The sequence below is a fragment of the Pseudomonas sp. GW823-FHT06B06 genome (assembly GCF_058795195.1).
Window position 1 is genome coordinate 19,884 of the sequence record NZ_JBXAHO010000039.1, and the last position, 23,461, is coordinate 43,344.

A 23,461-nucleotide genomic window follows, 5' to 3' on the forward strand; every position below is an offset into this window, starting at 1 on the left:
GTGTGAGCGGGCGAAAGACCAAAGAAGCTATATGCGCAGTCGCTTCCAGGTGGAGAAAGCTGCTTGGGGGATCAGCTTCCTCGGTACGTTGAATAGCTGTAGGGCGAAATGAGCAGCGGTACATGGTAGTGATCCTGCTCGGCAGAGATGCCAAAACGCAGCACCACCACATCCAGGAATGCCGGCTCCGGCAACTGGACACCACGGGCGCGGTAATAGTCGCCCGCATGAAACTGAACCTGGTAGACGCCGGTCCGGTACTCATCGCCTTGCAGCAGCGGCGCATCGACACGACCATCGCTGTTGGTTATCGCGCTGGCGACCAATTCCAGCTGCGAACCTTCAACGCGGTACAACTCGACCTTGATCGAGCTGCCTGGGCAACCATGTGCAGCGTCCAAAACATGTGTAGTCAAACGTCCCATTGATTCTGCGCACCTGCCTGCGTGGAGCAGCCAGGCTTCGCGCCTCCCGAAGTCAGATGAAAAGGAGACCGCACCGATTCGGAGCACGAAAAGCTGCGGCGAGCGATTGATTAAGACACTTTTCAAAAAAATTGTACACAATAAAAACGACATTTTTGCGACTGATGGCGCCAACGATGAAAATCCCGCGGATTTCCTGTGAAACCCGCCACCTCTGAACCGTGCAATCATTAACTGACCAGCCAGGCAGGTTTCTTGCAGGAGCTTGTCATTAACACGCAAAGATGACCGTTAACGAAAAATGCAAAAAATCAGGCTTACAAAGTGAATATAAAGTTGTATACAATCACCCCATCGCTGTGACGCCACCCAGTGATCCAACCTTTAGTCGCGTCACACCAACTGTCACCACGAATATAAGAAGGAAGACTGCAGTGAGCGCTGACTACCCTCGCGACCTGATCGGTTACGGCAGTAACCCTCCGCACCCACACTGGCCGGGCAATGCCCGCATCGCCCTGTCATTCGTTCTCAACTACGAAGAAGGCGGCGAGCGCAATATCCTGCACGGCGATAAAGAGTCCGAAGCATTCCTCTCGGAAATGGTGTCTGCCCAGCCGCTACAGGGCGCGCGCAACATGAGCATGGAATCGCTTTACGAGTATGGCAGCCGCGCCGGCGTCTGGCGGATTCTGAAGCTGTTCAAGGAATTCGACATTCCGCTGACCATCTTCGCCGTGGCGATGGCCGCCCAGCGTCACCCGGATGTGATCCGCGCGATGGTCGATGCCGGCCACGAAATCTGCAGCCACGGCTACCGCTGGATCGACTACCAGTACATGGACGAAGCGCAGGAACGCGAGCACATGCTCGAAGCGATCCGCATCCTCACCGAAATCACCGGCGAGCGTCCGCTGGGCTGGTACACCGGTCGCACCGGCCCCAACACCCGCAAGCTGGTGATGGAAGAAGGCGGTTTCCTCTACGACTGCGACACCTACGACGACGACCTGCCCTACTGGGAACCGAACAACCCGACCGGCAAGCCGCACCTGGTGATCCCGTACACCCTGGACACCAACGACATGCGCTTCACCCAGGTGCAGGGTTTCAATAAGGGCGACGATTTCTTCGAATACCTCAAGGATGCGTTCGACGTGCTCTACGCCGAAGGCGCGGAAGCCCCGAAAATGCTGTCGATCGGCCTGCACTGCCGCCTGATCGGCCGTCCGGCGCGTCTGGCTTCGCTCAAGCGCTTTATCGAATACGCTAAAAGTCATGAACAGGTGTGGTTCAGCCGCCGCGTCGACATTGCACGCCACTGGCAGGAAACCCACCCGTACCAAGGGGCCGCGAAATGAGCGCCTTTCAAACATTGAAACCCTCGACCCTGAGCCGCGACGCCTTCGTCAAAGCCTTCGCCGACATCTACGAACATTCGCCATGGGTGGCCGAGAAGGCCTTCGACCTGGGCCGGGATGCCTCGATCGACCAGATCGAAACCCTGCACCAGCGCATGAGCGACATCCTGTTGAGCGCTGATCACGAAAGCCAGTTGGCCCTGATCAACGCTCACCCGGACCTGGCTGGCAAAGCTGCCGTCCAGGGCCAATTGACCGAAGCCAGCACCCATGAACAGGCTGGCGCCGGTATTCACCAATGCACGGCCGAAGAGTTCCAGCGCTTCACCGAGCTGAACGACGCCTACAAGGCCAAGTTCAAGTTTCCCTTCATCATGGCGGTAAAAGGCAGCAACCGGCATCAGATCCTCGCGGCGTTCGAAACGCGCATCCACAACCCGGTAGATACCGAGTTCAAGTGCGCGCTGGCGGAGATCAACAAGATCGCCCTGTTCCGATTACTGACCCTATAGCGAGTTTTGCCCGAGTGTTAAAAACGCTGAAGCACCCAGGGCACTGCAAGCATCCCAAGCCAACTTATTAAAGGCAGACAAGAAGAATGAAAGCTTACGCCGTACCTTTCGAGAAGTTCGTCAACCTGGCCGACGCCCGCCTGGGCACCAAGATCATCTCGGTCACCGATGACTGGTTCGCAGACGCCAACCGTCTGTTTCAACCGACCCCGGCCGTATGGAAGGAGGGCGTGTTCGATGATAACGGCAAGTGGATGGACGGCTGGGAGTCGCGCCGCAAGCGCTTCGAAGGCTACGACAGCGCCGTGATCCGCCTGGGCGTGCCTGGCTCGATCAAAGGCGTGGACATCGACACTTCATTCTTCACCGGCAACTTCCCGCCGTCGGCTTCCCTGGAAGCCTGCTTCCTGGCCGAAGGTGAGCCAGACGAAAACACCCAGTGGACCGAAGTGCTGTCGGCCGTCGAGCTGCAAGGCAACAGCCACCACTACCACGAAATCAGCAACGACCAGGCGTTCAGCCACCTGCGCTTCAACATCTACCCGGATGGCGGCGTGGCTCGCCTGCGCGTGTACGGCATCCCGTTCCGCGACTGGTCGGCGGTGGGTGACAACGAGCGGGTCGACCTGGCGGCAGCCCTCAACGGTGGCCGTGCCCTCGCCTGCTCCGACGAACACTTCGGCCGCATGAGCAACATCCTCAACCCGGGCCGTGGCATCAACATGGGCGACGGCTGGGAAACCGCACGTCGTCGCACGCCAGGCAATGACTGGGTGATCGTCGCCCTCGGCCATCCGGGCGAGATCGAGAAAATCATCGTCGACACCCTGCATTTCAAGGGCAACTACCCGGACAGCTGCTCGATCCAGGGCGCGTTCGTCAAGGGCGGTACCGACAGCCAGATCGAAACCCAGTCGCTGTTCTGGCGCGAACTGCTGCCAAGCCAGAAGCTGGAAATGCACGCCGAACACACCTTCGCCGAGCAGATCAAGGCCCTGGGCCCGATCACTCACATCCGCCTGAACGTGTTCCCGGACGGTGGTGTGAGCCGCCTGCGCGTCCTCGGCAAGGTCGCTAAATAAGGTGTAGATGATCGTTCCCACGCTCCGCGTGGGAATGCATACCGTGACGCTCCGCGTCACAGTGGACGCGGAGCGTCCATGGCGGCGTTCCCACGCAGAGCGTGGGAACGATCAAATTCAAAAGATTAAGAAGACCAGCATGCGCACACTGACGATTGAACCGCTGACCAAAGAAGCCTTCGCCCCTTTCGGTGACGTGATCGAAACCGACGGCAGCGATCACTTCATGATCAACAACGGTTCGACCATGCGCTTTCACAAACTGGCGACGGTGGAAACCGCCACGCCAGAGGACAAGGCGATCATCAGCATCTTCCGCGCCGACGCGCAGGACATGCCGCTGACCGTCAGCATGCTGGAGCGTCATCCGCTGGGCAGCCAGGCTTTCATTCCGCTGCTCGGCAACCCCTTTCTGATCGTGGTCGCGCCACTTGGCGACGAACCTGTATCAGGCTTGGTCCGCGCCTTCGTCACCAACGGCAGGCAGGGCATTAATTACCATCGCGGCGTCTGGCACCACCCGGTGCTGACGATCGAAAAGCGGGATGACTTCCTGGTGGTTGATCGCAGTGGCACAGGCAATAACTGCGATGAGCATTTTTTCAAAGAGGATGAGCGTTTGATCCTCGCCCCCCACCAATAAGAGAAGGTCTGATCACTCGACAACAGAGTGACAGGCGAGAGGTAAAGACTGTGGAAGCACATCTGTTGGAATGGCTGAACCTGAGCGTGCGCTGGGTTCACATGATTACTGGCGTGGCCTGGATCGGCGCATCGTTCTACTTCGTCTGGCTGGAAAACAACCTCAATCGGGTCAACCCGAAAAGCGGTCTGGCCGGTGACTTGTGGGCGATCCATGGCGGCGGTATCTACCACCTGGAAAAATACAAACTGGCTCCACCGACCATGCCGGACAATCTGCACTGGTTCAAATGGGAAGCCTACTTCACCTGGATGTCGGGTATCGCGCTGCTGTGCGTGGTGTTCTATTCCAACCCGACGCTCTACCTGCTGGCTCCGGGCAGCACCCTGAGCGGCCCTGAAGGCGTGGCCATCGGTATCGGCTCGTTGTTCATCGGCTGGTTCATCTACTCCTTCCTCTGTGACTCGGCCCTGGGCAAACGCCCTGCCCTGCTGGGTTTCATCCTGTTCGTACTGATCATTGGCGCCGCCTATGGCTTCAGCAAGGTGTTCAGCGGTCGTGGTGCATACCTGCACGTCGGCGCGATCATCGGCACCATCATGGTCGGCAACGTGTTCCGCATCATCATGCCGGCGCAACGCGCACTGGTGGCGGCCATCGCCGAGAACCGCACGCCCGATCCGGCGCTGCCGGCCAAGGGCCTGCTGCGTTCGCGCCACAACAACTACTTCACCTTGCCGGTGCTGTTCATCATGATCAGCAACCACTTCCCGAGCACCTACGGCAGCCAATACAACTGGCTGATCCTGGCCGGGATCGCGGTACTGGCGGTGTTGGTGCGTCACTACTTCAACACCCGTCACGACAGCCACAAGTTTGCCTGGACCCTGCCGGTGGCAGCGGTGGGCATGATTTGCCTGGCCTATGTGTCCGGTCCGAAACCGATGTCCAGCGCGCCTGAAGTGGCCAAGGCACCTGCCGCGATCGAGTACCAGCCTCTGCCGGAAACAGCAGTGGGTGGTGGTTTGAAACCGGCTGAAGCAAAACCTGCCGAAGCCCCTGCAACCGCGCAAGTTAAGGCGTCCAACGCCGGCCCTGGTTTCGACAAGGTGCACAGCGTGATCCAGGAACGCTGCGCAGTCTGTCATTCGGCCAAACCGACCAGCCCACTGTTCAGCGCCGCTCCCGCCGGCGTGATGCTCGACACCCCCGAGCAGATCCGCCAGAACGCGGCGCGCATCCAGGCTCAAGCGGTTGCCACCCAGATCATGCCGTTGGGCAACATCACCCAGATGACCCAGCAGGAACGTGACCTGATCGGCGCCTGGATCGTTCAGGGTGCCCCGACCAATTAAGCAATAAAAGCTTCGCGAGCAGGCTCGCTCCCACACAGACAATGCAAAACCTGTGGGAGCGAGCCTGCTCGCGAATGGCCGCACCGCGGTCGACCCTGATGCAAAAATCACAAGAATAAAAATGATCCGAGGTGTTGCATGTCCGAGCTCTTCCAAGCGCGCATCCCCGACGCACCCGCCATTCAGCGTTTGCCCCTTTTGCAACTGATCCTGGTCGGTCTGCAACATGTTCTGCTGATGTACGGCGGCGCCATTGCGGTGCCGCTGATCATCGGACAGGCCGCTGGCCTGAATCGTGAAGAAATCGCCTTCCTGATCAACGCCGACCTGCTGGTCGCCGGCATCGCCACCATCGTCCAGTCTCTCGGTATCGGTCCCATGGGCATTCGCATGCCGGTGATGATGGGTGCCAGTTTCGCCGCCGTCGGCAGCATGGTCGCCATGGCCGGCATGCCGGGCATCGGCCTGCAGGGGATCTTCGGCGCGACCATCGCCGCCGGGTTCTTCGGCATGCTGATCGCGCCATTCATGTCCAAGGTCGTGCGCTTCTTCCCGCCGCTGGTCACTGGCACGGTCATCACCTCGATCGGTTTGTCGCTGTTCCCCGTGGCCGTGAACTGGGCCGGCGGTGGTGCTCAAGCCGCTCAATTCGGCTCACCGATCTACCTGACCATCGCCGCGTTGGTGCTGGGCACCATCCTGCTGGTGCATCGCTTCATGCGCGGCTTCTGGGTCAACATTTCCGTATTGATTGGCATGTGCCTGGGCTATGTACTTTGTGGCGTGCTGGGCATGGTCGACCTCAGCGGCATGGCTCAGGCGCCATGGCTGCAATTTGTCACGCCGCTGCACTTTGGCATGCCGAAATTCGAGCTCGCGCCAATCCTCTCGATGTGCCTGGTGGTGGTGATCATTTTCGTCGAGTCCACCGGGATGTTCCTGGCCTTGGGCAAGATCACCGGCCAGGAAGTCTGCCCGCGCATGTTGCGTCGCGGCTTGTTGTGTGATGCTGGCGCCTCGTTCTTCGCCGGCTTCTTCAACACCTTCACCCACTCCTCCTTCGCGCAGAACATCGGCCTTGTGCAGATGACTGGTGTACGTTGCCGCTCAGTAACCATCGTTGCGGGCGGCTTGTTGATCGTGCTGAGCCTTCTGCCCAAGGCCGCGTTCCTCGTGGCCTCGATTCCACCGGCGGTGCTGGGCGGCGCGGCGATCGCAATGTTCGGCATGGTCGCCGCCACCGGGATCAAGATCCTGCAGGAAGCCGACATCGGTGACCGACGCAACCAATTGCTGGTGGCGGTGAGCATCGGCATGGGCCTGATTCCGGTGGTTCGGCCGGAGTTTTTCGCCCACCTGCCGGTGTGGATGAGCCCGATCACCCACAGCGGTATCGCCATGGCCACGCTTAGCGCCCTGACCCTGAACTTGCTGTTCAACATCCTCGGCGGCGCCGAACGCGCGGCCATCAACGACTGTCACGCCCACTAAGACAGAAACGCCCCCCCACTGTAGGAGCGAGCATGCTCGCGATGGACGTGAAGACAACGCGTTTAACCAGATACCACGCGTAATCGTTAACGACCATCGCGAGCATGCTCGCTCCTACAGGGGTTGGGGTTTCCTGCGCCTTGAAAAATAAAAACAAGAGGGAGCAACAGATGATTCGGACACAGAAAAACATGCTGATGGGTGCTGGCCTCCTGGCCGCGAGCCAAGCGATGGCCGGCGATCTACTGCTGTGGCAAACCAACAGCTTGAGCTATCTGTATGGCAAGGACTTCGCGGTCAACCCGCCGATCCAGCAAACGATCACTTTTGAACATGCCGACCGCTGGAAGTACGGCGACAACTTCATGTTCATCGACAGCACCTACTACAACGGCGAGAAAGACCGCAACAAAGGCGTGCACGCCTATTACGGCGAGTTCAGTCCGCGGCTCTCCTTCGGCAAGATTCTCGACCGCCGTTTCGAACTCGGCCCAATCAAGGATGTGTTGCTGGCCTTGACCTACGAGAATGGCGAAGACGACAGCGAGGCGTACCTGATCGGCCCCGGTTTTGACCTCGCGGTACCGGGCTTCAACTTTTTCACCTTGAACTTCTACTATCGCCAGACCGAAGGCTCGCGTCCCGGTGATGACGTCTGGCAGATCTCGCCGGCCTGGTCCTACACCGTGCCCCTGGGCAACTCGAGCCTGTTGATCGACGGCTACCTGGACTGGGTCGTCGACAATGACCAGAACTCGCGCGGCACGTATCACGCCAACCTGCACTTCAACCCGCAGGTCAAATATGACTTGGGCAAAACCCTCGGCTGGCGGGAAAAGCAGGTGTACGTCGGCGTCGAATACAGCTACTGGAAAGACAAATACGGCATCGAAAACAACAACAACCTCGATACCCACGAAAGCACCACCAGCCTGCTGGTGAAGGTGCATTTCTAAGATGATCCGCAACCATGCCCCAAACCTGTCGTCGGTGCGCTGTTGCGGAGCACTTGAGACCTGGCCGAGGAGTCAGTATTCTCCGCGGCCGCCTGAATCCGCTTTAAAAAAAAGCCCGGATTTAATTCCTGACCAGAAAGCCAACTTATCCCGGCTCTGGACGGTACCAAGGCACCCCCAAACCACTCTCAATCGACTGCTCCAGAGCCGCCGAACGGGAGTTTTTTTGTTTTCTGAAAGCCTTGGCGCAGCTCTTGCTAACAGTACAAAGCTGACCGAATGGATGATTTTTTTGCAGTTACGGAAAAAGGCGCCACACCAGAGCGTCGACCTTAAAAAAATAACGTGAAACCACTACTTTTTTGGGAGCAACCGAATGAAACGTACGTGCACTAGCCTGATGCTGGCAGGATCGTTGCTGGCGGGGGGTCAGGCCATGGCCGGCGACTTGCTGCAATGGCAGAACAACAGCCTGACCTACCTGTATGGCAAGGACTTCCAGGTCAACCCGCGCATCCAGCAGACGGTGACCTTCGAACACGCCGACGGCTGGAAATACGGCGACAACTTCTTCTTCATCGACAAAATCTTCTACAACGGCAAGGAAGACGCCTTCGCGGGCAAGAACACTCACTATGGTGAATTCAGCCCGCGCTTGTCGTTCAACAAGATTTTCGATCAGAAGCTGGAGTTCGGTCCGATCAAGGACGTGCTGCTCGCCATGACCTATGAGTTCGGTGAAGACGATACCGAGTCGTACCTGATCGGTCCGGGTTTCGACCTGGCCATCCCCGGCTTTGACTACTTCCAGCTGAACTTCTACAACCGTCATACCGAAGGCGACCGCCCGGGTGACGATGTCTGGCAGATCACTCCCGCCTGGTCCTACACCATTCCGGTGGGTGACTCGGACGTGCTGATCGACGGTTTCATGGACTGGGTCGTTGACAACGACGTCAACAAGAAAGGCGAATACCACGCCAACCTGCACTTCAACCCACAGATCAAATACGACCTGGGCAAGGTGCTGAACCTGGGCGCCAAGCAGCTGTACGTCGGTGTCGAGTATGACTACTGGAAAAACAAGTACGGTATCGAAGACAGCCAGGGCTTCAAGACCGATCAGAGCGTGACCAGCTTCCTGGTCAAGGTGCACTTCTGATTTAAAAACTTCGCGAGCAGGCTCGCTCCCACATTTGATCTTTGTCGCACTGAAGATTCACTGTGGGAGCGAGCCTGCTCGCGAATGCCGCACCGCCAATCTCAAGCCGAAACCACAGGCTCCGCCAACCCGAGAAACCGGCAAATCTCCCCGCGCTTGGCCAACGCATCCCGCCGCCCCAGATCAATCAACTCGCTGCAATACCCCGCCTCGAACAGCAGATAACTCAACACCCCCGCCCCGCTGGTCTTGGTCGCTCCCGGTCCACGCAAGAACAGGCGCAGCGCCGCTGGCAGTTCCTGGCGATGGCGTGCGGCGATCTCGTCGATCGGCTGGCTGGGTGAAATCACCAACACCTCCACTGGCGCCACCCCCAACGTACGGATCGGCGTGCCATCGGGCATGAGGCGACTGAACTGATTCAAGCGCTGCAAAAGTTCGATATCACTTTCCAGGCTATCGATGAACGTGCTGTTGAGCATGTGTCCACCGATTTGCGCCAAGGTTGGCTGCTGACCGGAGTAGGCGCGTTGCAGCGGCTGCTCCGGGTCGATGCCGCGCGGGTTGCCGCTGACACCTACCACCAGCACCCGGTTGGCGCCCAGATGCAGGGCCGGGCTGATCGGTGCCGATTGGCGCACCGCGCCGTCGCCGAAATACTCCTCGCCGATTTTCACCGGGGCGAACAGCAGCGGAATGGCCGAACTGGCGAGCAAATGGTCGACCGACAATTGTGTGGGAACGCCGATCCGCCGATGGCGCAACCAGGCGTCTATAGTGCCGCCGCCCTGATAGAACGTCACCGCCTGACCGGATTCATAGCCGAACGCCGTGACCGCAACGGCCTGCAACTGCTTCTGCTCGATGGCGTGGGCAATGCCGCCCATGTGCAGTTTGTCGTCGAGTAATCCGCGTAGCGGCGAGCTGTTGAGCAACGCCACGGGCACCGGGGCGCCAAGGCCCAACAAACTGTGGCTAACGAACCGGGCGGCCTGGCTGATCACGCCCGGCCAGTCGCTGCGCAACACCAGATGGCTGCGAAAACCCTGCCAGAACGCCGTCAGCCGCTCGATAGCCGCGCGAAAATCCATCGCCCCGCTGGCCAGGCTGACGGCATTGATAGCGCCAGCGGAGGTGCCGACGATCACCGGAAAAGGATTGTCCGCACCCAATGGCAGCAACTCGGCAATCGCCGCCAGCACGCCCACTTGATAGGCCGCCCGAGCCCCGCCGCCGGAAAGGATCAAGCCCGTGACGGGTTCAGCGGGATTCATGAATAACGCTCCATGCTCATTGATGGGGATCGTCCCTTGTAGGAGCGAGCATGCTCGCGATGGACCCGAGGACGCCGCTGGGTGTCAGGCTGCCAGCATTATCGTTGACGACCATCGCGACGGTGCGACGATTCGACATGCTCGCTCCTACAGGGTGCGGCCGTTCAGCCGCGCTTTGGGTACAGCTTCGGTTCACCGGGCGGACGGCTCTTGAAGCGGCGATGGGCCCAGAGGTATTGCTCTGGGCAATCACGCAAGACGCCTTCGATCCACTGGTTGATGCGCAGGCAGTCGGCTTCCTCGGTTTCGCCTGGGAAGCCTTCGAGCGGCGCGTGGATCACCAGGCGATACCCACTCCCGTCCGCCAGGCGTTCCTGGGTGAACGGCACCACCAACGCCTTGCCCAACCGCGCGAACTTGCTGGTGGCGGTGACGGTGGCGGCCTGGATGCCGAACAACGGCACGAAAATGCTTTGCTTGGCGCCATAGTCCTGGTCCGGCGCATACCAGATCGCACGGCCGGCGCGTAGCAACTTGAGCATGCCGCGCACGTCCTCACGCTCCACCGCCAGCGAATCCAGGTTGTGCCGCTCGCGACCGCGACGCTGCACATAGTCGAATAGCGGGTTCTTGTGCTCGCGGTACATACCGTCGATGGTGTGTTGCTGGCCGAGCAGCGCCGCACCGATTTCCAGCGTGGTGAAGTGGACGGCCATCAGGATCACGCCCTTGCCCTCACGCTGGGCATTCTTCAGGTGCTCCAGGCCTTCGACATGGGCCAGTTTCGCCAACCGCTCGCGTGACCACCACCAGCTCATCGCCATTTCAAAGAAGGCGATACCGGTGGACGCAAAATTTTCCTTGAGCAGACGCTTGCGCTCTGCCGCGGATTTTTCCGGGAAGCACAGTTCGAGATTGCGCTTGGCAATGCGCCGCCGGTCGGCCGCTACCCGATACATCAAGGCACCCAGGACCCGACCGATCCACAGCAATGCAGGGTACGGCAGCTGGACAATCAGCCATAACAGCCCCAGGCCGCACCAGAGCGGCCAGAAACGCGGCATCAGAAAAGTTGTTCGAAAACGCGGGCGATCCATTAAAGGTTCCGAAAAGACGTTGGCCGCGCATTCTACATCGTTCGACCCGGCTTGCGGCTCGCGGGCGTTCTCGTTATAAGTCTGGGCACTTTTAGTGACAAGTCGTTGTATGCCGACCATGAGCCAAACCGAACCGCTTGACCAAGATCCCGTGTTCCAGTTGAAGGGCAGCATGCTTGCCATAACGGTGCTGGAACTGGCCCGAAATGACCTTGAAGGCCTCGATCGGCAGCTGGCCGCCAAAGTCGCTCAGGCGCCGAACTTCTTCAGTAATGCACCGCTGGTCCTGGCTTTGGACAAACTCCCGGCCAACGGTGGTGCCGTGGATCTGCCCGGCCTGATGCGCATCTGCCGTCAGCATGGCCTGCGTACCCTGGCCATCCGCGCCAGCCGCATCGAAGACATCGCGGCCGCCATCGCCGTCGACCTGCCAGTGTTGCCGCCATCCGGGGCCCGTGAACGGGCGCTGGACCTGAACGAAGGCGTCGTTGCGAAAAAACCGGAAAAACCAGCGGAACCGACCATCAAGCCGACGAAAATCATCACTTCGCCAGTGCGCGGTGGCCAGCAGATCTACGCCCAGGGCAGTGATCTGGTAGTGATCTCCTCGGTCAGCCCGGGGGCGGAACTTCTCGCCGATGGGAACATCCATGTATACGGCCCGATGCGCGGTCGTGTGCTGGCCGGCGTCAAAGGCGACACCAAGGCACGGATTTTCTGCCAGCAAATGAGCGCTGAACTGATCTCTATTGCCGGACATTACAAGGTTTCCGAAGATCTGCGCCGCGACCCGTTGTGGGGCTCGGGCGTGCAGGTCAGCCTGTCTGGCGATGTGTTGAACATCATTCGGCTTTAACGGATACTGCCGCATTTTCCAAGCATCTCTAAAACGTAGCGAAAACGGCTCAAACGAAGTAGGAAACAGGCTACAAACAGTGTTTACCGGGGGTAAATGCCGTCTGCGGCCATATTCCAGCCAAGGCTGTCCAACTGCTGTAGTTTTCAAGAGATGTTTTTCAGGGGCTAAAAGTCCTTTTTCCTTAGGGGTGAAACACCTTGGCCAAGATTCTCGTGGTTACATCCGGCAAGGGTGGTGTGGGTAAGACCACCACCAGCGCCGCTATCGGTACCGGCCTCGCTCTGCGCGGTCACAAAACAGTCATCGTCGACTTCGACGTCGGTTTGCGTAACCTCGACCTGATCATGGGTTGCGAGCGTCGCGTGGTGTATGACTTCGTCAACGTAGTGAACGGCGAAGCCAACCTGCAACAGGCCTTGATCAAAGACAAGCGCCTGGAGAACCTCTACGTACTGGCCGCCAGCCAGACCCGCGACAAAGACGCGCTGACGGTCGAAGGCGTGGAAAAAGTCCTGATGCAACTCAAGGAAGACTTCGAGTTCGTGGTCTGCGACTCCCCGGCGGGTATCGAAAAAGGTGCTCACCTGGCCATGTACTTCGCAGACGAAGCGATCGTGGTGACCAACCCGGAAGTCTCCTCGGTGCGCGACTCCGACCGCATGCTTGGCCTGCTGGCCAGCAAGTCCCGTCGAGCCGAGCGTGGCGAAGACCCGATCAAGGAACACCTGCTGATTACCCGTTACCATCCAGAGCGCGTGAGCAAGGGTGAAATGCTCGGCGTCGAAGACGTCAAGGAGATCCTCTCGGTGGCCCTGCTCGGCGTGATCCCTGAATCCCAGGCGGTGCTCAAGGCATCCAACCAGGGCGTTCCAGTGATTCTCGACGACCAGAGCGATGCAGGCCAGGCCTACAGCGATACCGTGGACCGCCTGTTGGGCAAAACCGTGGAACATCGTTTCCTTGATGTACAGAAGAAGGGATTCTTCGAGCGCCTGTTTGGAGGCAACTAACCAATGAACCTTTTTGACTTCTTTCGTGCCAACAAAAAGCAAAGCACCGCGTCGGTAGCGAAAGAGCGTCTACAGATCATCGTGGCGCACGAACGCGGCCAACGCAGTACCCCGGATTACCTGCCAGCCCTGCAGAAGGAACTGGTCGAGGTGATTCGCAAGTACGTCAATATCGGGTCCGATGACGTGCACGTCGCACTGGAAAGCCAGGGCAGCTGCTCGATTCTGGAACTCAATATCACCCTGCCAGATCGCTGAGTCGATCCGGGTGGAACCACGGCGGTTCAGGCCTGCAGGCCTGAACCGCCGTTGGCGTTTGTAACGAGGCTGTTTGATGCCGCTGTCCAATATTCACATCATCCATGAGGACGCTGCTGTCCTGGTGGTCAACAAACCCACCCTGTTGCTCTCCGTGCCCGGTCGGGCCGACGACAATAAGGACTGCCTGATTACCCGCCTGCAGGAAAACGGCTACCCGGAAGCGCGAATCGTCCATCGACTGGACTGGGAAACCTCCGGCATCATCCTGCTGGCCCGGGATCCCGATACGCACCGTGAACTGTCTCGGCAATTTCACGACCGCGAAACGGAAAAGGCCTACACCGCATTGTGCTGGGGCCAGCCGGAGCTCGACAGTGGCAGCATCGACTTGCCGCTGCGCTACGACCCGCCGACCAAGCCACGTCACGTGGTGGACCATGAATTCGGCAAACACGCCCTGACCTTCTGGCGCGTGCTGGAACGCTGCGGTGATTGGTGTCGCGTCGAACTCACGCCGATCACCGGACGCTCGCACCAATTGCGCGTGCACATGCTGTCGATCGGTCATCCATTGCTGGGCGACGGACTCTACGCCCATGAGCAAGCCCTGGCCGCCTGGCCACGCCTGTGCCTGCATGCAAGCATGCTTAGCTTCACCCACCCACAAAGCGGCGAGCGACTGCGCTTTGAGTGCCCTGCACCTTTTTGAGTGGCTGACCACTGAAAGCGCATTGAAAACGCCCTTGCAATGAAGGGCGCTTTTCATTTGTCGTTACAACATTTGCTGACAACAGCGCGCCTGCATTGCCCCAGGCCAATACGGTAAACTCGCGCTTCTGTTGCCTGGAGCTACTTATGCGCGAAGCGCTGCCCCCCCTGGAAAAAACACCGCACCAGTTGCTCTACCTCATCTATGGCAACCAGGATGTCTACCGGCGCGAAGCCAAATTCAGCATGCTCACCGCCCTGTCGCAACTCAAACGGGGCGAGTCATTGTGCATCAGGGTCATGACCGATCGCCCGGAAGATTATGCTGGCTGGCCGGTGGACACGATCGCCCTGAACGAGCAGACCATGACCCAGTGGCAGGGCGAAAACGGCTATCACCATCGACGCAAGGCCTGCGCCATTGCCCAAGGGCTGAAGCTTGCGCAAAAGACGCTGTTCGTCGACACCGATACACTGTTCCTGGAATCGCCGCATCGCGTCTTCGACCGCATCGCGCCCGGGCGTTATGTCATGGACCGTTTCGAGTACGACTGGAGCTACGTCTGCGAACGCCCGGACTACGTCAAGCTCGGCCGCTGCCTGCAAACCCATGGCATCTCGGCCAACAACAGTTTCAAGCTGTATAACAGCGGGCTGTGCGGTGTCACCGACGGTGATACGCGGTTGCTCGATGAATCAATCCGCCTGATCGATGAATGGACCCGAGACTCATTCGATATCCACACCATCGAGCAAATCGCCCTGTCGTTCGCGATGCGCAACCAACCCGTTCAGGAAGCAAAGAAGTTCGTCTATCACTACTTCGCGGAAAAACGCTTCTTCCATGCCATGCAGAAGCATTTTTTCTCCCGCCATGGCGAGCAGTTCCGTGCCGAGCTGCCAGCGCTGTGCACAGAAGTCCCGCGCTGCAAGCCCGTGCCCTCACCCTGGCAGCGCTTGCGCATCAAGTGGAAGCTGCGCAACAAGCGCAAGAGCGTGAAAAAGGTCGGTCGTGACCTGCTCTATGGAAGCGCGGCGCCCGAACATCCTTACTACGAAGTGTGCCGCCATGAATGGTGGGAGTCCGCCTCCCGCGAAATCCTGCGCTGGGATGAAGACAAACAGAAAAGGTTTTTCGGCACGGACAAGGGTCGCTGGCCAAAACATCTGCCGCGGCCAGCCAAGTCCAGCGACGAACAAACCATCATTGCCTACCTGCGCGAGCGAATGACCCATTGAGCGCCCGGCCAGGCCCGGTGCTGCAAGCTCTTGTCCAACGCACCGGGCCAATACGTTAAACTGGCGTCATTGCTGTCTGGAGCTACTTATGCGCGAAGAGTTGAACCAAGGCCTGATCGATTTCCTCAAGGCCTCCCCTACCCCGTTTCATGCCACCGCCAGCCTTGTTCAGCGTCTGGAAGCGGCGGGCTTCCAACGCCTGGACGAACGCGAGCCATGGAACACCGAAGTCAATGGTCGCTACTACGTCACCCGTAACGACTCCTCGATCGTCGCGATCAAGATGGGCCGGCACTCGCCACTGCACGGCGGCATTCGCCTGGTCGGTGCCCACACCGACAGCCCGTGCCTGCGGGTCAAGCCTCAGCCGGAACTGCAACGCCAGGGTTTCTGGCAATTGGGCGTCGAAGTCTATGGAGGCGCCCTGCTGGCTCCCTGGTTCGACCGCGACCTGTCCCTGGCCGGCCGCGTCACCTTCCGTCGTGATGGAAAGGTCGAAAGCCAGCTGATCGACTTCAAGGCGCCGATCGCGATCATCCCCAACCTGGCCATTCACCTCAATCGTGAAGCCAACATGGGCTGGGCGATCAACGCCCAGACCGAACTGCCCCCGGTACTTGCGCAATTCGCCGGGGACGAGCGCGTGGATTTCCGCGCCGTGCTCACCGACCAACTGGCCCGCGAACACGGCCTGAACGCCGATGTCGTGCTGGATTACGAATTGAGCTTCTACGACACCCAAAGCGCGGCCGTCATTGGCCTGCATGGTGATTTCATCGCCGGCGCGCGCCTGGACAACCTGCTGTCATGCTATGCCGGCCTGCAAGCGCTGCTGACCACGGACACCGACGAAACGTGCGTCCTGGTCTGCAATGACCACGAGGAAGTCGGATCCTGCTCGGCCTGTGGCGCCGACGGTCCGATGCTGGAGCAGACATTGCGCCGCCTGCTGCCAGAAGGCGATGAATTCGTACGCACCATTCAGAAATCACTGCTGGTCTCGGCCGACAACGCCCACGGCGTGCACCCCAACTACGCCGACAAGCACGATGCCAATCACGGCCCGAAACTCAACGCCGGCCCTGTGATCAAGGTCAACAGCAACCAGCGCTACGCCACCAACAGCGAAACCGCCGGGTTCTTCCGTCACCTGTGCATGGCCGAAGAAGTGCCGGTGCAGAGCTTCGTGGTGCGCAGCGACATGGGTTGCGGCTCGACCATCGGCCCAATCACCGCCAGCCACCTTGGGGTGCGTACCGTGGACATCGGCCTGCCGACCTTCGCCATGCATTCGATCCGCGAACTGTGCGGAAGCCATGACCTGGCGCACCTGGTAAAGGTGCTCAGTGCGTTCTACGCCTGCCGCGAATTGCCGTAACCGCGCATGAATCTGCATCTTTATCTGTAGGAGCGAGCATGCTCGCGATGGAGGCACAAGCACCGCGAGGTGTCAGACGGCCAGCGATTTCGTTGGCGTCCATCGCGAGCATGCTCGCTCCTACAGACAGCAGCCTGCAAAATGCCACCTAGACTTTAACCACTCCTTTGACAAGGCAGTCGCCATGATCACGATGTCCTCATTTCACGCCATGCTCATCCCCATTCTTATCGGGATGATCATGTTGGCAGTCGGTTTCAATTTTCGCGACAAGAACGCCGGCGTGCTCGCCATGTGGCTCGGCATGCTGCTGATCCTGGCCACGGTGATCTTCAAGATCCTCGCCAAACTCAACGAATAAAATCCCCACCCCGCTCGCATTGGTTTTGACGGGCTCGTACACTCGGTCGATCTGCCCATTTCGAGGTTGACCGCCTAGTGTTCGCTCGCCTGTTCGCCCTGCCATGTCTTTTCCTTATCTGCCTGATGACCCTGATGGCGTCAGCGCCAGCCCAGGCCGTCGGGTTGCCGGGCCTGCTTGGCAGCCCGGCAAAAACCCAACCCGAGGCGCAGGAACCCCTTGGGCAATCCCTCGACGAAGTCATCAAGTCGCTGGAGAACGATCAGCAGCGCAGCAAGCTGCTGGCTGATCTGAAGAAGCTGCGCGACGCCACAAAAAAAGCCCAACCGGTGGCCGAGGAAGGCGTGCTGGGGCTGATTGGCGGGACCCTGGCCAGTTTCGAAAAGCAATTTTCCGGCGCCGACAGCCCAATCACTCGCTGGTCCGCCGAATTCGACCTGGCCAAGGATGAATTGGCGGCACTGGTGCTGCCGGCCAGCGAGTGGCTGCCGATCATCTTCGCCTTTGCCATGATCCTGATGGTCTGGAGCCTGCTGGCGGCGGTGCTGATCTGGGTCAGCCATCGGGTACGGATGCGCTTCGGCCTGACCGAGGAATTGCCGCAACACCCCCGGGCCGTGGATATGCTGCGCTTTGCCCTGCGCAAGCTGGGGCCGTGGTTGATTGCCTTGGTCATCACCGTCTACATGAGTTACGCCCTGCCATCGTCACTCGGTAAAAGCCTCGCCATGGTGCTGGCCTATGCACTGGTGGTCGGCACCTGTTTCTCAGCAATCTGCGTGATTGCCTTTTCCCTGCTCGACGGCCCACACCGTCACCGGGCCCTGTACATCCTGCGGCACCAGGCCTTCCGACCGCTATGGTTGATCGGCAGTTTCGCCGCTTTTGGTGAGGCCTTGAGCGACCCACGCCTGGTTGAAAGCCTTGGCGTACACCTCGCGCACACTGCGGCGACGGTGGCCAATGTGTTGGCGGCGTTGTCCACGGGGCTGTTCATCCTGCGTTTCCGGCGCCCGATTGCCCACCTGATCCGCAATCAGCCACTGTCCCGGCGCCTGACCCGCCGCGCCCTCAGCGACACCATCGAAATTCTCGGCACCTTCTGGTTTGTACCGGCACTGGTGCTGGTGGGGATCTCGCTGTTCGCCACCTTCGTCTCGGCAGGCGACACCAGCACCGCGCTGCGCCAGTCGCTGATCTGCACCGTGTTGCTGGTGTTGTGCATGGTCATCAATGGCCTGGTGCGCCGCCACGCCCTCAAACCGCAACGCGGCGCAAAGCGTCACGCGCTGTATTCGGAACGCCTGAAAAACTTCTTCTATACCCTGGCCCATCTAGTGGTATGGCTGGCATTCATCGAACTGGGCCTGCGGGTGTGGGGCATGTCACTGATCGGCTTCACCGAAGGCGAAGGACACGAGGTCAGCGTCAAGCTGTTCAGCCTTATTGGCACACTGATCTTTGCCTGGCTGATCTGGATCCTCAGCGACACCGCCGTGCATCACGCCCTCACCCGCTCTCGCAAGGGCCTGGCCAACGCCCGCGCACAGACCATGATGCCGCTGATCCGCAACGTGCTGTTCGTGGCGATTTTCATCATCGCGCTGATCGTCGCCCTGGCGAACATGGGCATGAACGTTACGCCACTGCTGGCCGGTGCCGGCGTGATCGGCCTGGCCATCGGTTTTGGCGCCCAATCGCTGGTCGCCGACCTGATCACCGGCCTGTTCATCATCATCGAAGACTCCCTGGCCATCGACGACTACGTGGACGTCGGCGGCCATCTGGGCACCGTCGAGGGCCTGACCATTCGCACCGTGCGTCTGCGGGACATCGACGGCATCGTTCACACCATTCCGTTCAGCGAAATCAAGAGCATCAAGAATTACTCCCGGGAATTTGGCTACGCGATTTTCCGGGTCGCGGTGCCTGCCAGCATGGACATCGACAATGCGATCAAGCTGATGCGCGACGTCGGCCAGAAAATGCGCACCGACCCGCTGCAACGACGCAATATCTGGTCGCCCCTGGAGTTTCAGGGCGTGGAGAGCTTCGAGTCTGGCAACGCGATTCTGCGGGCTCGATTCAAGACCGCTCCGATCAAGCAATGGGAAGTTTCACGGGCATTCAACCTGTCGCTCAAACGGCATCTGGATGAAGCCGGACTGGACCTGGCGACACCGCGCATGAGCATTCAGGTGGTGACGGCGGGCGGCGGGCCAACTGCCGAATAACCCCATAATGTAGGAGCAGCCAGTCGACGCTCGAATTCTCGCGATGGAGGATCAGGCAGCGCGGGGTGTCAGACAGCCAGCGTTTTCGTTAACGTCCATCGCGAGCATTCGAGCGTCGACCGGCTGCTCCTACAACAACAAATCACAGGCATAAAAAATCCCCGAACCAGTCGGGGATTTTTTATGTTCGATCAATCAGCCCGTGGGCGGATCAATCTTCGCGGTAGCGACGCAGCTTCAACTGCTTACCGGCAACGCGAGTGTCCTTCAGCTTGCTCAGCAACTTCTCAAGACCGTCTTCCGGCAGTTCGACGAGGCTGAAGCTGTCACGCACCTGGATGCGACCGATGGCTTCACGCGCCAGACCACCTTCGTTGAGGATCGCGCCCAGCAGGTTCTTGGCAGCGATACCATCACGCGCACCCAGCGCGGTACGGCAACGAGCACGGCCTTCGGCCAGAGGGATCGGTGCGCGACGCTCGCGGTCACCACGCTCAGGACGATCACCGGAACGCTCTGGACGATCGCCACGCGGTGCATTGTTCGGCACCAGTGGACGCTCTTTCTCGATAGCGGCCAGGTTCAGCGCTTGACCGTTGGTTGCCTTGCGCAGCAAGGCTGCGGCCAGGGCACGCGGGCTGCAACCGATGTCGGCGGTCAGGCGATCGAGCAGATCACCGTGGGTCGATTCGGCTTCAGCCACCAGCGGCGACAGGCTGTTGGTCAGTTTCTTGATGCGCGCATCCAGAACGGCTTGAGCGTCCGGCAGGCGAACTTCAGCAACCTTCTGACCGGTTACACGCTCGATCACTTGCAGCATGCGGCGCTCACGTGGAGTCACCAGCAGCAATGCACGACCTTCGCGACCGGCACGGCCGGTACGACCGATACGGTGAACGTAGGATTCCGGATCGTACGGCATGTCGACGTTGAACACGTGAGTGATGCGCGGAACGTCCAGGCCACGAGCGGCAACGTCGGTCGCCACAACGATGTCCAGACGGCCATCCTTGAGGGAGTCGATCACGCGCTCACGCTGGTTCTGGGCAATGTCACCGTTCAGCGCAGCGGCTTTGTAGCCTTTGGCTTCCAGGGCGCTGGCCAGGTCCAGGGTCGCTTGCTTGGTGCGCACGAACATGATCAGGGCGTCGAAGTCTTCCACTTCCAGCAAGCTGAGAACGGCGGAAGTCTTCTGGTCAGCGTGAACCAGCAGGTGAGCCTGCTCGATCGCGGTAACGGTCTGGGTCTTGCTCTGGATCTTGACGTGCTTCGGATCGCGCAGGTGGCGCTCAGCGATGGCACGAATCGATTGCGGCAAGGTGGCCGAGAACAGTACGGTCTGACGGGTTTCCGGCATGGCCTTGAAGATGACTTCCAGGTCGTCCATGAAGCCCAGCTTGAGCATTTCGTCTGCTTCGTCGAGAACCAGGTGGTTCACGGTCGCCAGAACTTTTTCGTCGCGACGCAGGTGGTCGCACAGACGGCCCGGAGTGGCGACAACGATCTGTGCGCCATTACGGATTGCTTTCAATTGTGGGCCCATCGGCGCGCCGCCGTAGACAGCCACAACAGTTACGCCCGGCATTTGCTTGGCGTAGGTTTCGAAAGCGGTTGCAACTTGTAGCGCCAACTCACGAGTTGGGGCCAGGATCAGAGCTTGCGGCTCGCGCTTGGACGGATCAATGCGGTGCAGGATAGGCAGGGCAAAGGCAGCGGTTTTACCGGTACCGGTTTGCGCCTGGCCAATCATATCGTGACCGGCGAGAATGATCGGGATCGACTGCTGCTGAATGGCCGAAGGCTCTTCATAGCCGGTAGCGACTACTGCAGCGACAATATTAGGGTGAAGTTCAAGAGCGGCGAAGCCGCCGATTTCCTGGGTCATGGGTCTGCCTCTAAGTGCATCCGCAAAGACCCATGCTCCAAAGCTGCGCATGCCGTGTTGAGACTCAAGAGTCGCCCTGGCAGCTTTGTCGGCGGGGATTTGCGAAAACGAATGAATGAAAGAATCGTTTAGGAAGAGTTCGCTGGGCGAACGTGCAACCGAATCTGACTTCGGGGAATTGCGCCACCTAAACGCGGCCCGGCTAAAGGCCGGCGCGCACTATACCGGAATTTGCCGAAAAAGGGAGCTTTTTTTATCGCAAAACTCCCGCGCACGGCGTTCTATCGCAGGCTTTGCGGATAATCGCTCGAGCGTCTACTTTTCAAAGGCCCTGCCCTGCGGGCGATGACGCTAAAACGGTTCACCCACCCGCCACAGACCTTGAGTCTGCGCGCCCTCAGCCGCTCGAGGAAATGCACCATGAAAGAGCTCAATACCAGCCGTGTGAGTCGGGAAAAGCGTGGTCATGTCCTGTTGATCGGGCTGGACCGGGTGGCCAAGCGCAACGCCTTTGATATCGACCTGCTCAACGAGTTGAGCCTGGCCTACGGTGAATTCGAAGCTGACAGCGAAGCACGGGTGGCCGTGGTCTTCGGGCATGGCGATCATTTTACCGCCGGCCTGGACCTGGTCAGCGCCAGCGCGGCACTGACCGAAGGCTGGCAAGCCCCACCCGGTGGCTGCGACCCGTGGGGGGTCTTCGCCGGGCCCAGGGTCAGCAAACCGGTGATCGTCGCCGCCCAGGGCTACTGCCTGACCATCGGCATCGAGTTGATGCTGGCCGCCGATATCAACCTGTGCGCCAGCAACACCCGCTTTGCGCAAATGGAGGTGCAACGCGGCATCTTCCCCTTCGGTGGTGCCACCTTGCGCCTGCATCAGGTGGCCGGGTGGGGCAATGCCATGCGCTGGATGCTGACCGGCGACGAATTCGATGCCCATGATGCCTTGCACTTGGGCCTGGTGCAGGAAGTCATGGCAAGCGAGGATTTGCTGCCGCGGGCGATTGAACTGGCCGAACGCATTGCCCGGCAGGCGCCGTTGGGGGTTCAGGCAACGCTGATGTCTGCCCGGCAGGCCCGTTATGAAGGGGAAACGGCCGCGGCGCAGGGATTGCCGGCGCTGGTGAAGAAATTACTGGCCAGCGAGGATGCACAGGAGGGTGTGCGGTCACTGGTGGAGCGCCGGCCCGGAATTTTCAAAGGTTGTTGACCCCTGTAGGAGCTGCCGCAGGCTGCGATCTTTTGATCTTAAAAAAACAAAATCAAGAGATCGCAGCCTGCGGCAGCTCCTACACGGGGATTTGTGTTCTCAGGTCGCCGGGCGAATCGCCTTGATCAGCGACTGCAACGAATAACCCAGCCGCGGCGCCAATGCTTCGGCCCGTGCGGTCAGGCTTTCCATGTCCAGCGCCTGATCCAGTTCCGACGGCACGATCAGGATCACGTTGCCCTCCTTCACCGGCAGCTCCCAGTAATGCCGATGGTAGAGCCCGCGCAGCAACGCGGCGCCCAGTGGCTTGCCATCGTCGGTGGCCCATTGGTTGATCACCAGCCAGCCTCCCGGATTCAGGCGCTTCTGACAGTTCTCCAGGAAGGTCCAGGCCAGATGCCCGACACCCGGGCCGACGTCGGTGTAGAGATCGACAAAAATCAGGTCCGCAGGCTCGGCGGTGTCGAGCAGCTCAAGCGCATCGCCCACGCGGATATACAGGCGCGGGTCGTCGTCCAGCCCCAGGTACTCGATGGCCAGGCGCGGCACATCAGGGCGCAGTTCGATGGCTTCGACATCCTCCAGGGGCAGGAACTTGAGGCAGGCCTGGGTCAGCGTTCCGGCGCCAAGCCCCAGGAACAGCGCGCTTTCCGGCTGCTCATGGCACAGCGCACCGATCAGCATCGCCCGGGTATAGTCGTACTCGAGCCAGCTCGGATCGGCCGTGAACACGCAACTTTGTTCGATGGCATCACCGAATTCGAGGAAGCGGTAATCGGCCACTTCCAGCACGCGAATCACGCCATATTCGTCCTGCACCTCGGCGAGCAGATGCTCGACGCGCTCCTCAGTCATTTCGTCTCCTGATCGTTGCCGGGCCTTCTTGGGCAAACAGCAACGCGATAAACCGCAGCGGAAGCGGCAAAGGCGCGATTGTCCGCGAATCGACGGGAACA

The 23,461-nt window shown here is 59.8% G+C and carries 23 protein-coding genes; 17 read left to right on the plus strand and 6 right to left on the minus strand.

Going from position 1 to position 23,461, the window contains the following annotated elements:
• Nucleotides 1–71 precede the first annotated feature (71 nt).
• Nucleotides 72–425 (minus strand): hydroxyisourate hydrolase, encoded by a 354-nt coding sequence (gene uraH, locus AC1Q8Q_RS26270; RefSeq protein WP_020800424.1) that lies wholly within the window; start codon nucleotides 423–425, stop codon nucleotides 72–74.
• 434 nt (nucleotides 426–859) lie between these two features.
• Here uraH and puuE point away from each other — a divergent pair, with 434 nt between their 5' ends.
• The 8 genes from puuE to AC1Q8Q_RS26310 all read left to right on the plus strand — a co-directional run bounded on the left by puuE (nucleotide 860) and on the right by AC1Q8Q_RS26310 (nucleotide 8,987).
• Nucleotides 860–1,786: an allantoinase PuuE gene (gene puuE / locus AC1Q8Q_RS26275; RefSeq protein ID WP_020800423.1), complete on the plus strand. Its 927-nt coding sequence runs from the start codon at nucleotides 860–862 to the stop codon at nucleotides 1,784–1,786.
• Entirely contained in the window at nucleotides 1,783–2,298 is a 516-nt protein-coding gene (gene uraD, locus AC1Q8Q_RS26280) for a 2-oxo-4-hydroxy-4-carboxy-5-ureidoimidazoline decarboxylase (protein ID WP_033042892.1), read from the plus strand. Before puuE ends, uraD begins: the two co-directional genes overlap by 4 nt.
• An 86-nt stretch (nucleotides 2,299–2,384) precedes the next feature.
• Nucleotides 2,385–3,380 carry an allantoicase gene (gene alc / locus AC1Q8Q_RS26285; RefSeq protein ID WP_492615711.1) on the plus strand — a complete coding sequence of 332 codons (996 nt, stop codon included), beginning with the start codon at nucleotides 2,385–2,387 and terminating at the stop codon, nucleotides 3,378–3,380.
• A 139-nt stretch (nucleotides 3,381–3,519) separates the two neighbouring features.
• Nucleotides 3,520–4,023 (plus strand): ureidoglycolate lyase, encoded by a 504-nt coding sequence (locus AC1Q8Q_RS26290; protein WP_007988150.1) that lies wholly within the window; start codon nucleotides 3,520–3,522, stop codon nucleotides 4,021–4,023.
• Nucleotides 4,024–4,073: 50 nt separating this feature from the next.
• On the plus strand, nucleotides 4,074–5,378 hold the full coding sequence (locus tag AC1Q8Q_RS26295; RefSeq protein ID WP_033044497.1) for a urate hydroxylase PuuD: 1,305 nt from the start codon (nucleotides 4,074–4,076) through the stop codon (nucleotides 5,376–5,378).
• 138 nt (nucleotides 5,379–5,516) lie between these two features.
• A complete protein-coding gene (locus AC1Q8Q_RS26300; RefSeq protein ID WP_020800419.1) occupies nucleotides 5,517–6,869 on the plus strand; it encodes a nucleobase:cation symporter-2 family protein in 1,353 nt (450 codons plus the stop codon).
• A 170-nt stretch (nucleotides 6,870–7,039) separates the two neighbouring features.
• On the plus strand, nucleotides 7,040–7,825 hold the full coding sequence (locus AC1Q8Q_RS26305; RefSeq protein WP_168758600.1) for an outer membrane protein OmpK: 786 nt from the start codon (nucleotides 7,040–7,042) through the stop codon (nucleotides 7,823–7,825).
• A 376-nt stretch (nucleotides 7,826–8,201) separates the two neighbouring features.
• On the plus strand, nucleotides 8,202–8,987 hold the full coding sequence (locus AC1Q8Q_RS26310; RefSeq protein ID WP_033044650.1) for an outer membrane protein OmpK: 786 nt from the start codon (nucleotides 8,202–8,204) through the stop codon (nucleotides 8,985–8,987).
• Nucleotides 8,988–9,088: 101 nt separating this feature from the next.
• Here AC1Q8Q_RS26310 and AC1Q8Q_RS26315 read toward each other — a convergent pair whose 3' ends face one another.
• From AC1Q8Q_RS26315 to AC1Q8Q_RS26325, 3 genes are read right to left on the minus strand one after another with little or no spacing between them, the layout of a single operon-like run.
• The gene (locus AC1Q8Q_RS26315; RefSeq protein ID WP_083349442.1) at nucleotides 9,089–10,261 is read right to left on the minus strand and encodes a patatin-like phospholipase family protein; all 1,173 of its coding nucleotides are present in this window, start codon (nucleotides 10,259–10,261) and stop codon (nucleotides 9,089–9,091) included.
• 16 nt (nucleotides 10,262–10,277) lie between these two features.
• Complete coding sequence (locus AC1Q8Q_RS26320; RefSeq protein ID WP_020800413.1) at nucleotides 10,278–10,400, minus strand: hypothetical protein; 123 nt, start codon at nucleotides 10,398–10,400, stop codon at nucleotides 10,278–10,280.
• Between the two features lie 25 nt (nucleotides 10,401–10,425).
• Nucleotides 10,426–11,358, minus strand: coding sequence for a lipid A biosynthesis lauroyl acyltransferase (locus AC1Q8Q_RS26325; protein WP_020800412.1), 933 nt, complete (start codon nucleotides 11,356–11,358; stop codon nucleotides 10,426–10,428).
• Between the two features lie 118 nt (nucleotides 11,359–11,476).
• On the opposite strand from AC1Q8Q_RS26325, the gene minC reads away from it, so the two are divergent.
• The 8 genes from minC to AC1Q8Q_RS26365 all read left to right on the plus strand — a co-directional run bounded on the left by minC (nucleotide 11,477) and on the right by AC1Q8Q_RS26365 (nucleotide 19,408).
• On the plus strand, nucleotides 11,477–12,214 hold the full coding sequence (minC, locus tag AC1Q8Q_RS26330) for a septum site-determining protein MinC (RefSeq protein ID WP_033044636.1): 738 nt from the start codon (nucleotides 11,477–11,479) through the stop codon (nucleotides 12,212–12,214).
• Between the two features lie 200 nt (nucleotides 12,215–12,414).
• On the plus strand, nucleotides 12,415–13,227 hold the full coding sequence (gene minD, locus AC1Q8Q_RS26335; RefSeq protein WP_008056976.1) for a septum site-determining protein MinD: 813 nt from the start codon (nucleotides 12,415–12,417) through the stop codon (nucleotides 13,225–13,227).
• Nucleotides 13,228–13,230: 3 nt separating this feature from the next.
• Nucleotides 13,231–13,485, plus strand: a complete 255-nt coding sequence (gene minE / locus AC1Q8Q_RS26340) for a cell division topological specificity factor MinE (RefSeq protein ID WP_007974947.1) — start codon at nucleotides 13,231–13,233, stop codon at nucleotides 13,483–13,485.
• A gap of 76 nt (nucleotides 13,486–13,561) precedes the next feature.
• A complete protein-coding gene (locus AC1Q8Q_RS26345; protein ID WP_020800410.1) occupies nucleotides 13,562–14,197 on the plus strand; it encodes an RluA family pseudouridine synthase in 636 nt (211 codons plus the stop codon).
• 146 nt (nucleotides 14,198–14,343) lie between these two features.
• Nucleotides 14,344–15,435, plus strand: a complete 1,092-nt coding sequence (locus AC1Q8Q_RS26350; RefSeq protein WP_020800409.1) for a hypothetical protein — start codon at nucleotides 14,344–14,346, stop codon at nucleotides 15,433–15,435.
• An 88-nt stretch (nucleotides 15,436–15,523) separates the two neighbouring features.
• Entirely contained in the window at nucleotides 15,524–16,813 is a 1,290-nt protein-coding gene (locus AC1Q8Q_RS26355) for a M18 family aminopeptidase (protein WP_020800408.1), read from the plus strand.
• Between the two features lie 184 nt (nucleotides 16,814–16,997).
• Nucleotides 16,998–17,174, plus strand: coding sequence for a hypothetical protein (locus tag AC1Q8Q_RS26360; RefSeq protein WP_008056983.1), 177 nt, complete (start codon nucleotides 16,998–17,000; stop codon nucleotides 17,172–17,174).
• A 77-nt stretch (nucleotides 17,175–17,251) separates the two neighbouring features.
• Nucleotides 17,252–19,408 (plus strand): mechanosensitive ion channel family protein, encoded by a 2,157-nt coding sequence (locus tag AC1Q8Q_RS26365; protein ID WP_033043384.1) that lies wholly within the window; start codon nucleotides 17,252–17,254, stop codon nucleotides 19,406–19,408.
• A 211-nt stretch (nucleotides 19,409–19,619) separates the two neighbouring features.
• On the opposite strand, the gene AC1Q8Q_RS26370 is transcribed toward AC1Q8Q_RS26365, so the two are convergent.
• Nucleotides 19,620–21,293: a DEAD/DEAH box helicase gene (locus AC1Q8Q_RS26370; protein WP_020800404.1), complete on the minus strand. Its 1,674-nt coding sequence runs from the start codon at nucleotides 21,291–21,293 to the stop codon at nucleotides 19,620–19,622.
• 420 nt (nucleotides 21,294–21,713) lie between these two features.
• Between AC1Q8Q_RS26370 and AC1Q8Q_RS26375 the strand changes: the two genes are divergently transcribed.
• Nucleotides 21,714–22,505: a crotonase/enoyl-CoA hydratase family protein gene (locus tag AC1Q8Q_RS26375; protein WP_020800403.1), complete on the plus strand. Its 792-nt coding sequence runs from the start codon at nucleotides 21,714–21,716 to the stop codon at nucleotides 22,503–22,505.
• A gap of 99 nt (nucleotides 22,506–22,604) precedes the next feature.
• On the opposite strand, the gene AC1Q8Q_RS26380 is transcribed toward AC1Q8Q_RS26375, so the two are convergent.
• Nucleotides 22,605–23,360 (minus strand): spermidine synthase, encoded by a 756-nt coding sequence (locus AC1Q8Q_RS26380; protein ID WP_020800402.1) that lies wholly within the window; start codon nucleotides 23,358–23,360, stop codon nucleotides 22,605–22,607.
• Nucleotides 23,361–23,461: the final 101 nt, after the last annotated feature.

Excerpts from the sequence above, each read along its gene's own strand:
- AC1Q8Q_RS26360 (WP_008056983.1), top strand. The coding sequence starts at position 16,998 with ATGATCACGATGTCCTCATTTCACGCCATGCTCATCCCCATTCTTATC.
- AC1Q8Q_RS26305 (WP_168758600.1), top strand. The coding sequence starts at position 7,040 with ATGATTCGGACACAGAAAAACATGCTGATGGGTGCTGGCCTCCTGGCC.
- minC (WP_033044636.1), top strand. The coding sequence starts at position 11,477 with ATGAGCCAAACCGAACCGCTTGACCAAGATCCCGTGTTCCAGTTGAAG.
- AC1Q8Q_RS26325 (WP_020800412.1), bottom strand. The coding sequence starts at position 11,358 with ATGGATCGCCCGCGTTTTCGAACAACTTTTCTGATGCCGCGTTTCTGG.
- AC1Q8Q_RS26310 (WP_033044650.1), top strand. The coding sequence starts at position 8,202 with ATGAAACGTACGTGCACTAGCCTGATGCTGGCAGGATCGTTGCTGGCG.
- uraD (WP_033042892.1), top strand. The coding sequence starts at position 1,783 with ATGAGCGCCTTTCAAACATTGAAACCCTCGACCCTGAGCCGCGACGCC.
- AC1Q8Q_RS26370 (WP_020800404.1), bottom strand. The coding sequence starts at position 21,293 with ATGACCCAGGAAATCGGCGGCTTCGCCGCTCTTGAACTTCACCCTAAT.
- AC1Q8Q_RS26350 (WP_020800409.1), top strand. The coding sequence starts at position 14,344 with ATGCGCGAAGCGCTGCCCCCCCTGGAAAAAACACCGCACCAGTTGCTC.
- minE (WP_007974947.1), top strand. The coding sequence starts at position 13,231 with ATGAACCTTTTTGACTTCTTTCGTGCCAACAAAAAGCAAAGCACCGCG.
- AC1Q8Q_RS26355 (WP_020800408.1), top strand. The coding sequence starts at position 15,524 with ATGCGCGAAGAGTTGAACCAAGGCCTGATCGATTTCCTCAAGGCCTCC.
- AC1Q8Q_RS26315 (WP_083349442.1), bottom strand. The coding sequence starts at position 10,261 with ATGAATCCCGCTGAACCCGTCACGGGCTTGATCCTTTCCGGCGGCGGG.
- AC1Q8Q_RS26380 (WP_020800402.1), bottom strand. The coding sequence starts at position 23,360 with ATGACTGAGGAGCGCGTCGAGCATCTGCTCGCCGAGGTGCAGGACGAA.
- AC1Q8Q_RS26320 (WP_020800413.1), bottom strand. The coding sequence starts at position 10,400 with ATGTCGAATCGTCGCACCGTCGCGATGGTCGTCAACGATAATGCTGGC.
- AC1Q8Q_RS26300 (WP_020800419.1), top strand. The coding sequence starts at position 5,517 with ATGTCCGAGCTCTTCCAAGCGCGCATCCCCGACGCACCCGCCATTCAG.
- alc (WP_492615711.1), top strand. The coding sequence starts at position 2,385 with ATGAAAGCTTACGCCGTACCTTTCGAGAAGTTCGTCAACCTGGCCGAC.
- AC1Q8Q_RS26375 (WP_020800403.1), top strand. The coding sequence starts at position 21,714 with ATGAAAGAGCTCAATACCAGCCGTGTGAGTCGGGAAAAGCGTGGTCAT.
- uraH (WP_020800424.1), bottom strand. The coding sequence starts at position 425 with ATGGGACGTTTGACTACACATGTTTTGGACGCTGCACATGGTTGCCCA.
- AC1Q8Q_RS26345 (WP_020800410.1), top strand. The coding sequence starts at position 13,562 with ATGCCGCTGTCCAATATTCACATCATCCATGAGGACGCTGCTGTCCTG.
- AC1Q8Q_RS26290 (WP_007988150.1), top strand. The coding sequence starts at position 3,520 with ATGCGCACACTGACGATTGAACCGCTGACCAAAGAAGCCTTCGCCCCT.